This is a genomic window from Latilactobacillus fuchuensis (assembly GCF_900258455.1).
Taxonomy (GTDB): Bacteria; Bacillota; Bacilli; order Lactobacillales; family Lactobacillaceae; genus Latilactobacillus; species Latilactobacillus fuchuensis.
Genome location: NZ_LT984417.1, coordinates 1,724,718 through 1,736,395, shown reverse-complemented (window position 1 = coordinate 1,736,395; position 11,678 = coordinate 1,724,718). Strand labels below are relative to the sequence as shown.

Below are 11,678 nucleotides of genomic sequence, written 5' to 3'. Positions count from 1 at the left end.
AACAAACAGGGTTCAACTCATTTCAGTTCGATAGCTAGATACTAAGACCTAAAACATAGTAACTAAAAGTGGCTAACTTAAACTTGAAATTTTCGATTCTTAATAAGCACAAAAAAACCGGTATCGACGTAAGTCTCAACATTCTGAGATTAAATGAACATTTTTCTTTGACGCGCGCCAGAACTCATCAATTTCCGTTCAAATCAAAATAACTGATTATCCTAAGTTCGGGATAATCAGTTATTTCAACTTGATACTCAATTGATAACCGAGTTCTGTCACAGCTTGTTCTATTTATAACTGGGGTTGTTGGAGGGCCTGGTTAAAAAAGTAATAACAAATAATCACAGCCAACAAACCAATCAGCGAAATCAGGATTAATCCCTTAATATTTTGCCGTTGCCAACCACTATAGATTGTCAGACCAATGAAAAAAGTGGTCAAACAAACGGCGATACCTAAAAGCATGAGCCAAACTATCATTGATTAATCCGCCCAATCACCATTCCGGAAGACTGGGACGACTGAACCGTCGTGTTTGATACCGTCAATGTTCATTTGACTAGAGCCAACCATGAAATCAACGTGGGCTTGACTACGGTTCAAGCCAGCCGCTTTTAATTGTTCCTCGGTCATCTTAGTGCCCCCTTCAATGGAGAAGGCGTAAGCAGAACCTAAAGCAAGATGGTTAGATGCGTTTTCATCAAATAGTGTGTTGAAGAACGTAATCTTAGATTGTGAGATTGGTGAAGGATCAGGAACTAAAGCCACTTCGCCTAAACTCTTAACACCCGCGTCAGTTTGCAATAATTTTTGTAGCACATCGTTGCCTTCTTCAGCAGTCGCTTTAATGACGCGACCATTTTCAAAAGTGAATTTCATGTTATTTAACGTATTACCCGCATAGCTGAGCGGTTTGGTCGAAGAGATATAACCATTAATGTTGTTCGCATCGGCAGCTGAGAAGACTTCTTCAGTTGGCATGTTGGCCACGAATGGCCGTCCATCGCTACTTTCATTAGGACCACCAATCCAGATATGATTTTCAGGGAGACCGATTGTAATATCAGTACCAGGCGCAGTGTAGTGGAGTGCTTTGAATTGGGCAGCGTTTAATTCAGCAGCCTTGGCTTGGAGTTTATGGCCGTGAGCTTCCCAAGCCTTAATTGGATCAGCTTGGTCAATCCGAGTGGTCTTAAAGATTTCAGTCCATAATTTATCAGTGGCTGTTTGTAAATCATCGTCTGGGAAAACTTTGTGCGCCCAGGCGGGACTAGCAGCAGCGATGACAATCCAGCTATTTTTGTTGGCTTGTGTCGCTTGGCGGACTTTAAGCATGGCTTGGCCGTTTGCTTTTTGAACGGCAGCGACCCGATCGCTATCTAAGCCTTTTAAGTTGTCGGGATTACTCGACATGACTGAAATTCGTTTAGCGCCGTGTTCTAGCCAATAATCGTATTCTTGTGTTTGGAAGTCGGGGACATTCAGTAACCGATCTTCATCCTTGTGTTGCATATTGAGGCGATCAACTAAATCATCTTGCCATTTAATAATGACTTCAGCGGCACCGAGATCGTAACAAGCTGCGGTAATATCGCGGGCCAATTGTGATTGCGTGACTGCGATTTGGATGACGATGGTGTCACCGGATTGGACATTAATCCCAGTTTTGGCAGTTAATGCCGCGTATTTTTCAAGATTGTGTTCAAAAGTTGTCATAAAAAATCCTCCTTAAATGCTTTTAATACGTTCATCATAGCATAAGCCGTCTAAAAAAACTTGCAATATCAGTTAAAACGTTTTCATTGTTATTTAATTTGTGTTAGAGTTACTGTAATGAACGGCGTAAACTGAAATTTTGAGGGGTTGTTAAGATGGCACGAAAAAAGCGAATTAAAGCGGAACAAATTTTGGATAAAGCGTATGAAATGGTGTTGACCGATGGCTTGAAATCAATCACGGCGCGTAAGTTAGCCACCGAGTTAGACTGTTCAACGCAACCGATTTATTTGGAATTTGGGAGCATGGACCATCTTAAGAATGCTGTTTTAGAAGAAGCCAAGGCGCGCCTGATTTGGTACGTCAGTGAAGAGCAACGGACCGATAATCCGTTGGTTAACTTGGGAATGGGCTATATGCGGTTTGCAACTATTGAACCACAGTTGTATCGAGCGTTATTTATTGATAACCATTTTGGTGAAGATAAGACGAAATCGTTCGTCAGCCAACTAGCGACTCAGGCCCTTCGTAAATACGAGCCACTGATGAATAAACCCGAAGCAGAGCGTAAACGAATTAGTGTCGAAACGGGTGTGATTATCGCGGGGATTGCGACGTTATTGAACACGAGCTTGGTATCACTATCTGAAGATGAAGTCTATGCATTATTGACACGGATGTTGAAACGTTGTTTAGAAGGCGAACCAGTGACAAATTAAAAGAGAAGTCCATCCGAATTGGATGAGACTTCTCTTTTGGGTTAGATATGATATCGCTAAATCTTTTTAAATTATGATAATATTAATTGTCAATTGTAGGTGAAACGTGTAGCATAGTAAGGGATAGCAATCAGAATTAGTAGGAGGTTTATTTGTGTCTAAGATTAAAGTAATGACTGTTTTTGGCACACGTCCAGAGGCAATTAAAATGGCACCACTTGTTTTAGAATTGAAGAAACGCCATACCGAGTTTGAAGCAGTTACAGTCGTGACCGCACAACATCGGCAAATGCTAGATCAAGTGCTTGAGATTTTTAAAATTAAACCGGATTATGATCTAGACGTTATGAAACAACGACAAACGTTGAGTGAAATTACGAGTAATGTCTTAATGAATTTAGACCACGTGATTGCCACTGAAAAACCTGATATTGTGTTAGTTCATGGCGATACAACGACCACTTTTGCGGCTAGTATCAGTGCTTTTTATAATCAAACAGCCATCGGACATGTTGAAGCCGGTTTACGGACATGGGATAAATATTCACCATTCCCTGAAGAAATGAATCGTCAATTAACGGATGTATTGAGTGATATTTATTTTGCACCAACTAGTCAAAGTAAAGCTAATTTATTACAAGAGAATCATCCAGCTAAAGCAGTCTTTATTACAGGAAATACGGCGATTGATGCTTTGAAACAAACTGTTCAAACTGAATATAATCACGATATTCTAAAGGTTGTTGATGCAGATAAACGAATGATTCTAGTAACGATGCATCGTCGCGAGAATCAGGGAGAACCAATGAAGCGGGTCTTTAAAGTGATGCGTCAAGTGGTCGAAAGCCATGAAGATGTTGAAATTGTTTACCCGGTCCATTTAAATCCAGTTGTGCAAGAAGCGGCGCAAAGTATCTTGGGCAATCACCCTCGGATTCATTTAATTGATCCCTTAGATGTTGTTGATTTCCATAATTTAGCAGCTCGTAGCTATTTCATTATGTCTGATTCAGGTGGTGTTCAAGAAGAAGCCCCTTCACTAGGCAAACCAGTACTTGTTTTGCGCGATACAACTGAACGTCCTGAAGGCGTGACGGCTGGAACCTTGAAATTAGTGGGGACTCAACCAGAAGCAGTCCATGACGCCATGGTTGAATTATTGGATGATCAAGCAGTCTATGATGCCATGGCCCAAGCTAAAAATCCATATGGTGATGGTTTTGCCTCTAAGCGGATTTTAGATGCAATTGCGTATCATTTTGGTCAAACAACTGAGAAACCAGAAGAATTTTAAAAATAATTTAAAAAGGTAGTATTGTAACCTAGATTCCTAGGTCGCAATACTACCTTTTATTTTTGAGTTAATGCTCAGAAACTACCCGTGAGAAGTCGCACTTCGATTATAACGTGCTTCTCAAGTAGCCTTTTCCGTTTAACTACAAAATCAGCGTTATGATTCAGAGTGCAAATCATAACGCTGATTTTTAGGTTAATCCTCAAAGTCTGACCAACTTGAGTCAGCACTCATTTCTCTTTAACGTGCTTCTGAGCTAGCTTCTTCCGTCTAGCTACGATTCGCAAATCATGACCAAAGCTCGGTCATAATTCACTAATCTAGGCTATACTCAGAAGCTGAACAGCTCAGTCAGCACTCATTTCTTCTTAACGTGCTTCTCAAGTAGCCTTTTCCGGTTAACTACAAAATCAGCGTTATGATTCAGAGTACAAATCATAACGCTGATTTTTAGGTTAATCCTCAAAGCCTGACCAACTTAAGTCAGCACTCATTTCTTTTCTTTAACAATGTATACCGGGCGATTTTTAACTTCTAGGTAGATTTTACCGATGTATTTACCGACAATGCCTAGGCAGAGGAGTTGTAGGCCGCCAACCATTAACATGACTGAAATCAATGATGGCCAGCCAGTGGTTGGATCGCCGAAAATTAAGGCGCGAATGATGATAAAAATTAAGGCTAGACTCGCAATGATAAACGAGAAGAAGCCGATAAATGAGGCGATGGCCAACGGTGTTTCTGAGAAGGTAACGATCCCGTCTAAAGAATATTTGAATAGTCCCCAGAAAGACCAACTAGTGGTGCCGGCCACGCGATCTTGATTCTGATATTCAAGATATTTAGTGTCGAAACCAACCCAACTGAAAATACCCTTAGAAAAACGGTTATATTCGGACATTTCGAGGATTGCATCAACCATTTGACGGGTCATTAAACGGTAATCACGGGCGCCATCAACGATTTCAGTTTGGGAAATCCGGTTGATGATTCGGTAGAATTGTTTGGCAAAGAAAGAGCGAATTGGTGGTTCACCAACCCGAGTTGTACGCCGGGTACCGACACAATCGAAACCGTCTTGTTCGATACCGGTAATCATTTCCGGTAATAGTGCGGGCGGATCTTGCAAGTCGACATCCATCACGGCCACGTAATCACCAGTCGCAGCTTGTAATCCTGCGTAGAGCGCTGCTTCCTTACCAAAATTACGTGAGAAAGAAATATAATGAACGTGATCCACATCAGTGGTTTGTAAAGCCCGCATTTCGGCGAGCGATTGATCACTTGAACCATCGTTAACAAACCAATATTCGATTTGATGATTCGTGAGTGTCGCGGCCACCTTTTCAACGGCGGCGTAAAAAAGTGGAATTGATTCCTGTTCGTTATAGCACGGTACAATGATTGAAATGGTCTTACGCATGTTAATCCCCCGATTTTTGATTAAAAATCCATTTGCTAAAAATATAATTGGCTAAAATAACGACAACTTGATCGATAATTTTAACGACCATGTTGGGACCCGCTAATAATGAAATCCCAACAAACATAATAGCGGTATCCATTAAATAGGATATACCACGAAAGAAGAAGAAACCACCCATTTCACGGATAAAAGCAGTGAAGTTGGTATATTTAGATTGGAAGACCCAAGTTTTATTCGTAAAGAAAGCGAAAAGAACGGATAAAAACCACGCGATTGTATTGCTTAGTAAATAATACCAGCCAGTGTAACGGTCTAGGACGAAGAAGACGACCATATTAACCAAGGTTGTTAAGACGCCAAAAACGAGATACATCAGTTGTTCCCGATATTTATGAATAAGGGTTTGGGTGGTTTTAATCATGATTTACCTCGATTTCGGATTGTGTGATAATGGCGCAGAATACGACCACGTAGGGCCATTTGTTTTTCAGATTTTTTGAACGTATAGCTGGTTGTGATGTAATTAACAATCCCGACAATTAGTTGGTCGACAATCTTAGCGGTCATACTGTGCCAACCGAGCATTGAAATCCCAACAATCATCAGACCGTTGTCTAGAAAGAACGAGACGCCGCGGAAAAAGAAAAATGAAATAATTTCTTGAAATAGCGCTCTAAAACTAGTGTATTTCGATTGAAAGACCAATGATTTATTGGTAAAAAAGCCAAATAGGTTGGCAATCAACCAAGCCATCGTATTCGCGAGTAAATACGGCCAAATCAGCGTGTGCCGAAAGACCCAATAAGTCGCAATGTTAACGACGGAAGCTAAGAAACCAAAAACGGTATAAGTTAAAAAGTCGCGATACTTGAATATCATGCGTTTGATAAAAGCCATAGTAAGCTCCTCAGTTAGTTTAATCATGCAACAAAGGTGATGATATAAAAAAATACCCAGGCAACCCCAGGTATCTAGTCAGTCGTCAGTTTCAAAAATTAGAGACTTTGTTGCTTAGCGACGATTTCGCTAACGAATTTTTCTAGGTTAGCAATGTCGTCAGCTTCGGGTGCTAAATCGACTTTGACAACGTCAGCCCCTTTAGTGGCGCCAGTTTGTTCGAAGATGGCTGCAAAATCATCAACGACTTTACAGAATTCATCGTAGAAGGTGTCGCCAGAGCCACAGACACCATAAACCTTGCCCGTTAAATCTTCTTCTTTTAAATCTTCGTAGAAATCGACGGCTTCGTCAGGTAAGTCGCCATCGTCCCCATAGGTATAGCTACAAACAATACAGATATCTGCATCTTCAAAATCAGCAGGATCCGCTTGTGAGATTTCGGTTGTTTCGACTGAAACGTTCGCATTTTCTAAGGCTTCTTCAACGATTTCAGCAATTTCTTCATTATTACCAGTCATACTTGCGTAGACTACTTTGGCAGTTGCCATGATTGGTCATCCTTTCATCTAAACGATTACGATTAACTCACCGTAAAATGTCTGCAATACTATCCGATATTATAGCAAATTCCATTCTATAATAAAAGGACTGAGCGATTCGATGATTGAAAAAAGTTGCTAAAAACAGTGGATTAACACCATTTTAAGGGTAAATAGCGTATAATAGTTCTAAAGAACGACTTGGAGGTCACAAGATTGATTACATTAAAATCTGAACGAGAAATTAAAGGGATGGCCGCATCAGGTGCCGTCATTGCCGGTGTACAACAAGGGTTATTTGATATTATCAAACCAGGTATTTCTAGCTGGGTCATTGAAGAATTCGCTAATGATTACATTGAAAGTCACGGTGCCCGCGCTTCAGAAAAAGGGTTTGAAGGTTACAAATATGCAACCTGTGTCAGTGTTAATGAAGAAGTAGCCCATGCCACACCCCGCAAGAACTTGATTCTGAAGACTGGCGATATTGTCAGTGTTGATATGACGGTTAATCTAGACGGTTACGAAAGTGACGCTTGCTGGACTTATGCGGTTGGCGAAGTGAAACCCGAATTACAAAAATTAATGGATGACACGCTTAAATCACTCTACTTAGGGATTGATCAAGCCGTGATTGGTAACCGAATTGGTGATATTGGTCATGCAATCCAACAATTTACCGAAGTTGAAAATAACTATGGTGATATCCGCGAATTAATTGGTCACGGTATCCAACCAACAATGCACGAACAACCAAACGTCCCACATTACGGTGAAGCTGGTAAAGGGTTACGCCTTAAAGAAGGGATGACGATCACCATCGAACCCATGATTAGCATGGGGACTTGGCATATTGCTTCTAGAGAAGCGAAGGGTGACGATTGGGAATACTACGTCACAGCAGACGGCACACCATGTGCGCAATATGAACACACCATTGCCATCACAAAAGACGGCCCAAAAATCTTAACGGCCCACGACAACGAAGATCCAAAATACTTGATAGACTAGATGAGTACTGACTCAAGTTGGTCAGGCTTTGAGGATTAACCTAAAAATCAGCGTTATGATTTGCACTCTGAATCATAACGCTGATTTTGTAGTTAACCGGAAAAGGCTACTTGAGAAGCACGTTAAGAAGAGACGAGTGCTGACTCGAACGGTTAAACCTTGAGCACAGCCTAAAAAAGCCACTACCGATTAAACAATAATCGGTAGTGGCTTTTTTATGATTGGCTTGTGAAATTGATTGCAACGATTGGTTCGATATCCTTAACCGTATTAATGAAAGTCATTTTGTTTTCAGAAAATAATCAAGTGGCGTGATTAATCATGTATAATAGGCGATGATAGTCAATTTTATAACGTTTGACGCTCTTGTGGCCAATATTTGACGAGGGTATAATGATTAAGTTTATAAGGAGTCTTATGAAAACTGAGAAACAACATGACGTGCCGATCCTACGACAGTCGTTACCAAAAAGGCGAAAAACAGTCGCTTTTATTAAATTAATGATCTTGCGTTCATCTGAAGCGAACATCAGCGACAGTTCAAAAGTAATTGCTTATTTTGCACTATTATCCGTCTTTCCATTATTAATCGTGATTGGGAACGCGTTACCTTATTTCCATTTAGATGTGATGGCAGTTGCCAGTTACGTTCAAACGGCTGTGCCACCCGCCATCTTTAATCGGGTTATGCCAACACTTCAATCGTTACTCAACAAACCGAACAGCGGTTTATTATCAATCGGGGTAATCGGGACAATGTGGGCGGCTAGTAAAGGAATCAATGCTTTGAAGGACAGCATTAACCGCGCTTACGGTGTCGAAAAGGTTCAGAATTTTGTTTTGAAACGCCTAATCTCGCTGGGGAGTACATTAGTCCTACTACTATTATTGATTAGTCTAATTCTGGTATTTACGTTTGGGCAACAAGTGCTCGAATTAATTGCGCCAATCTTTAAGATTCCACCGCATTATATTAATATTTTTAGTAGTTTAAAATGGCCCGTAACAGCGAGCGTCGTTTTTATTATTCTAATTTTTATCTACTTTTTCATTCCGAACGTTAAAATGCGAATGCGGAGTGTGATTCCCGGTGCAATACTAACGACGGTCGGTTGGTTAGCGTTAGCGCAAGGCTTTTCATTGTATATGCGCTACTTTGGGACCTCGTGGAATAGTTATGGGACAATCGGTGTTTTCATCATTTTGTTACTCTGGCTTAATTATTCTGCCACTGTCCTAATGGTCGGCGCGGTCTTGAATGTCGTCGTTGAAGAGGCTTTGCACGGACGAGTCGATACCAGTCGGGGCAAGGTGTACGACTTTATCGAACGGCGTAAAGAACAACATTAAAATAGTCGCTAATAGTTGATATTTAAATTGTGAACAATTTTATAAAAGTAATTAACCCCAAAAAGGATTTTGTTTTTTACCGCTAGTTATCCTATAATGGAGTATATTACGATTACTTTTACGAAACGCGTTTCAAGGGGGAAACATCATTATGAATTCTGATGAAACAAATCAGCAACCTGAACAGCAGCGTCAACGACGTCACCATCATCATAAGCACCACCGGAAGGGCTGGACAGTGACTAAGGTCATTCTAGTAATTCTCGGGGTATTAATCTTAGCCGGGGGCGCATTTGCCGCTAAGGTCTACTACGATGTCAATCAGACTGCTAAAACAGTTTATAAAACAAAAGGTAAAACGCAAAACAAACGTAAAGCGAACCAAAGTGTGACGTTGAATAAGAAAACGCCATTTTCAATTCTCTTATTAGGAACGGATACCGGGGAATTGGGTCGGACCTATAAAGGTCGGACGGATACCATGATTCTCGCAACGGTCAACCCAGCCACCAAACAAACCAACATGTTAAGTATCGCCCGTGATTCACGGGTGCCAATCGTCGGTTAGGTAGCGTCAAGAATCTTGTGTAAATGAAATGCCTTCGTACATATAATATGTATCTAACTTAAATAAATGATGCTTCCAAGGTGTCCTGGAGTCCTTTGAACCCTCGGTGGATCCGCTTCAGAGACTTCTCGTTATAAACATTAAACTGAGAAACCAGGAAGCGATCCAGTGAATCTTCCGTTGGAAATTGTTCTTTGTGGTGGGTGGTGCGCTTGAGATGCTTATTAAAGTTCTCAATCAGGTTAGTGGAGTATAGTGATTGCCGGATAGCTGGTGGAAAGTCCATGAAAGTGAGTAAATTCGGCATTTTAAGCAGATCTTTGATTAATTTGGGATAGGTCTGATGCCAGTTGTTGGCGAACTCATTCAGTTTCAGTTCGGCTGCTTCACGGTTGGCGGCCCGATGAACTTGTTTAAAGTCACTGATCACGGCCTTGCGGTCTTTTACGCGAACTTTGTTCATCAGATTCCGCCCAACATGAACCAGGCAACGTTGTCGTTTGGCTTTAGGGAAATGCCGATTCAAGCCTTCATCCAAACCAACTAACCCATCGGCCACAAACAACAGCACATCTTTAACGCCCTGCTTGATCAAGGTTCCCAGCAGTTCAGTCCAGATTCCAGTCGATTCCGTTGGCGCCACTTGGTAGTTCAGCACTTCTTTCGTACCATCTGGACGAATGCCAATCGCAATATGAACGGCTTCTTTTTGAACGGTATCCCGCTTTAACGGCAAGTAAGTGGCATCTAAGAAGATGGCCGCATATTGTGAAGCCAGTCGACGTTGCTGGAAAGCTTGGACCTGTTCATTGACGGCTTTAGTCATGTTGGAAACCGTGGCTTTGGAGTAGTGAGCACCGTACATTTTCTCAATGAGTTCGGCAATTTCAGCAGTGGTAATTCCCTTGGTATACAACTGAATGACCGTTGTTTCTAAATTATCACTGTGCCGACCGTAGGCTGGCAAGGTATGATTTTCAAACCGGCCATTGCGATCTCGAGGAATGGTTAAGTTAAGTTGGCCGTACTTCGTATCAAACGAGCGCTCATAACTGCCGTTGCGGTTATTACCAGTGTTAATCCCAGCGTATGAGTAGCGTTCGTAACCCAACAACTCTGCCAATTCGGTTTGAAGCAGCTGGTTAATCGCAATTTCGAGGTGGTGACGAAAAACTTCGTCCAAATCTTGCTTTTGGGCTAGTGCAGCGATAATTTCTGTGGTAAGTTCATTCATGGGGAATGCCTCCTGTGATGTTTTCTGTGGTTACTAAATATCATAAGGGAAGGCATTCCCTATTTCTATACAATTCAGAAATCTTTTATGCATTTACACAAGATATTTTACGCTCTCAGAATTTTTGTGCCATCAATAAAAATAGCATTACTAATCATTCGTCCCTGTCATAAATGGGCAACCAAAACTAATTAATACTTTAATAGCCTCAGCAATCCGGAAGCGAGCAATTGTCTGACGGGGAGAGTGCAGTTTTTTTCGTGATTAAATAAAAATATCGTCAGTGACAGAATTTCTCATCACTGGCGATAAACATTGTAGATTCAGTTTATTCAATCAACACCGCACTAAATTTCTTCTGAATCTTAAACTTAATATTATTAGCTGTTCGCCGTGTGACGTTTAAGTCCGCGGCGATTTCTTTGAGTTCGGCGTTGTAGAAGTAGCGTAGGACTAAGAAGCGTTGTTCGCGCGGCGTACAAGCTTGATAGAGTTGTTCGAAACATTCTTGGTGTAAGAGATTCGCTTCAGCACTACTCACTGGGCTACTAATCTGATCGAGATAATCCAGAACGGCGTCGTTGTTGTCGTCTTGTTGATCAACGAAACCGATATGTTGGTTATATTGATTGGTTTGGCGGAAGGACATCAGCAGTGTCCATTTAACGGCTTGGAAACAGTAGACCATTAGCGCGTGGTGTTCAGTTTCTGGATTACCCGGGAAATGTTGATAAGCATCGACGAAGGCAAGCAGGCCTTCTTGGTATAAATCATCATAATTTGATCGTTTACGAGAGACATTGAGTGCCTTTAAGACGCCGTGAATTAGGGTATCGTCTTGACTGATGAGGGTGAAAGCGGCTTGAATCTGTTCTTGAGTCATGAAACTGTCCTATCTACTATAAGCTTACAGTGTTA

The 11,678-nt window shown here is 41.3% G+C and carries 13 protein-coding genes; 5 read left to right on the top strand and 8 right to left on the bottom strand.

Going from position 1 to position 11,678, the window contains the following annotated elements; translation table 11 throughout:
* Positions 1-294 precede the first annotated feature (294 nt).
* Complete coding sequence (locus LFUMFP_RS08285; protein ID WP_025083585.1) at positions 295-483, bottom strand: hypothetical protein; 189 nt, start codon at positions 481-483, stop codon at positions 295-297.
* Between the two features lie 3 nt (positions 484-486).
* Positions 487-1,719 (bottom strand): aminopeptidase, encoded by a 1,233-nt coding sequence (locus LFUMFP_RS08280; protein ID WP_106483442.1) that lies wholly within the window; start codon positions 1,717-1,719, stop codon positions 487-489.
* 155 nt (positions 1,720-1,874) lie between these two features.
* On the opposite strand from LFUMFP_RS08280, the gene LFUMFP_RS08275 reads away from it, so the two are divergent.
* The gene (locus LFUMFP_RS08275; protein WP_025083583.1) at positions 1,875-2,438 is read left to right on the top strand and encodes a TetR/AcrR family transcriptional regulator; all 564 of its coding nucleotides are present in this window, start codon (positions 1,875-1,877) and stop codon (positions 2,436-2,438) included.
* A 154-nt stretch (positions 2,439-2,592) separates the two neighbouring features.
* Positions 2,593-3,732: a non-hydrolyzing UDP-N-acetylglucosamine 2-epimerase gene (gene wecB / locus LFUMFP_RS08270; protein ID WP_025083582.1), complete on the top strand. Its 1,140-nt coding sequence runs from the start codon at positions 2,593-2,595 to the stop codon at positions 3,730-3,732.
* A 490-nt stretch (positions 3,733-4,222) separates the two neighbouring features.
* On the opposite strand, the gene LFUMFP_RS08265 is transcribed toward wecB, so the two are convergent.
* The 4 genes from LFUMFP_RS08265 to LFUMFP_RS08250 form a co-directional block, all read right to left on the bottom strand.
* Positions 4,223-5,155 (bottom strand): glycosyltransferase family 2 protein, encoded by a 933-nt coding sequence (locus tag LFUMFP_RS08265; protein WP_106483441.1) that lies wholly within the window; start codon positions 5,153-5,155, stop codon positions 4,223-4,225.
* 1 nt (position 5,156) lies between these two features.
* Entirely contained in the window at positions 5,157-5,579 is a 423-nt protein-coding gene (locus LFUMFP_RS08260; protein ID WP_106483440.1) for a GtrA family protein, read from the bottom strand.
* Positions 5,576-6,055 (bottom strand): GtrA family protein, encoded by a 480-nt coding sequence (locus tag LFUMFP_RS08255; RefSeq protein ID WP_106483439.1) that lies wholly within the window; start codon positions 6,053-6,055, stop codon positions 5,576-5,578. The genes LFUMFP_RS08260 and LFUMFP_RS08255 overlap by 4 nt, the downstream gene beginning before the upstream one ends.
* Before the next feature lie 98 nt (positions 6,056-6,153).
* Positions 6,154-6,606 (bottom strand): flavodoxin, encoded by a 453-nt coding sequence (locus LFUMFP_RS08250; RefSeq protein WP_025083578.1) that lies wholly within the window; start codon positions 6,604-6,606, stop codon positions 6,154-6,156.
* 207 nt (positions 6,607-6,813) lie between these two features.
* Here LFUMFP_RS08250 and map point away from each other — a divergent pair, with 207 nt between their 5' ends.
* From map to LFUMFP_RS08235, 3 genes are all read left to right on the top strand, one after another.
* Positions 6,814-7,608: a type I methionyl aminopeptidase gene (map, locus tag LFUMFP_RS08245; protein ID WP_106483438.1), complete on the top strand. Its 795-nt coding sequence runs from the start codon at positions 6,814-6,816 to the stop codon at positions 7,606-7,608.
* A gap of 417 nt (positions 7,609-8,025) precedes the next feature.
* Positions 8,026-8,958: a YihY/virulence factor BrkB family protein gene (locus LFUMFP_RS08240; RefSeq protein WP_025083576.1), complete on the top strand. Its 933-nt coding sequence runs from the start codon at positions 8,026-8,028 to the stop codon at positions 8,956-8,958.
* 151 nt (positions 8,959-9,109) lie between these two features.
* Positions 9,110-9,526 carry an LCP family glycopolymer transferase gene (locus tag LFUMFP_RS08235; protein ID WP_233210638.1) on the top strand — a complete coding sequence of 139 codons (417 nt, stop codon included), beginning with the start codon at positions 9,110-9,112 and terminating at the stop codon, positions 9,524-9,526.
* A gap of 58 nt (positions 9,527-9,584) precedes the next feature.
* Here the strand turns inward: LFUMFP_RS08235 and LFUMFP_RS08230 are convergent, their stop codons facing one another.
* Both LFUMFP_RS08230 and LFUMFP_RS08225 read right to left on the bottom strand, forming a co-directional pair.
* Positions 9,585-10,760 carry an IS256 family transposase gene (locus LFUMFP_RS08230; protein ID WP_106483437.1) on the bottom strand — a complete coding sequence of 392 codons (1,176 nt, stop codon included), beginning with the start codon at positions 10,758-10,760 and terminating at the stop codon, positions 9,585-9,587.
* Between the two features lie 328 nt (positions 10,761-11,088).
* The gene (locus LFUMFP_RS08225) at positions 11,089-11,643 is read right to left on the bottom strand and encodes a sigma-70 family RNA polymerase sigma factor (RefSeq protein ID WP_106483436.1); all 555 of its coding nucleotides are present in this window, start codon (positions 11,641-11,643) and stop codon (positions 11,089-11,091) included.
* Positions 11,644-11,678 lie beyond the last annotated feature (35 nt).

Excerpts from the sequence above, each read along its gene's own strand:
- LFUMFP_RS08240 (WP_025083576.1), top strand. The coding sequence starts at position 8,026 with ATGAAAACTGAGAAACAACATGACGTGCCGATCCTACGACAGTCGTTA.
- LFUMFP_RS08235 (WP_233210638.1), top strand. The coding sequence starts at position 9,110 with ATGAATTCTGATGAAACAAATCAGCAACCTGAACAGCAGCGTCAACGA.
- LFUMFP_RS08225 (WP_106483436.1), bottom strand. The coding sequence starts at position 11,643 with ATGACTCAAGAACAGATTCAAGCCGCTTTCACCCTCATCAGTCAAGAC.
- LFUMFP_RS08265 (WP_106483441.1), bottom strand. The coding sequence starts at position 5,155 with ATGCGTAAGACCATTTCAATCATTGTACCGTGCTATAACGAACAGGAA.
- LFUMFP_RS08255 (WP_106483439.1), bottom strand. The coding sequence starts at position 6,055 with ATGGCTTTTATCAAACGCATGATATTCAAGTATCGCGACTTTTTAACT.
- LFUMFP_RS08275 (WP_025083583.1), top strand. The coding sequence starts at position 1,875 with ATGGCACGAAAAAAGCGAATTAAAGCGGAACAAATTTTGGATAAAGCG.
- LFUMFP_RS08280 (WP_106483442.1), bottom strand. The coding sequence starts at position 1,719 with ATGACAACTTTTGAACACAATCTTGAAAAATACGCGGCATTAACTGCC.
- LFUMFP_RS08260 (WP_106483440.1), bottom strand. The coding sequence starts at position 5,579 with ATGATTAAAACCACCCAAACCCTTATTCATAAATATCGGGAACAACTG.
- LFUMFP_RS08285 (WP_025083585.1), bottom strand. The coding sequence starts at position 483 with ATGATAGTTTGGCTCATGCTTTTAGGTATCGCCGTTTGTTTGACCACT.
- LFUMFP_RS08230 (WP_106483437.1), bottom strand. The coding sequence starts at position 10,760 with ATGAATGAACTTACCACAGAAATTATCGCTGCACTAGCCCAAAAGCAA.
- LFUMFP_RS08250 (WP_025083578.1), bottom strand. The coding sequence starts at position 6,606 with ATGGCAACTGCCAAAGTAGTCTACGCAAGTATGACTGGTAATAATGAA.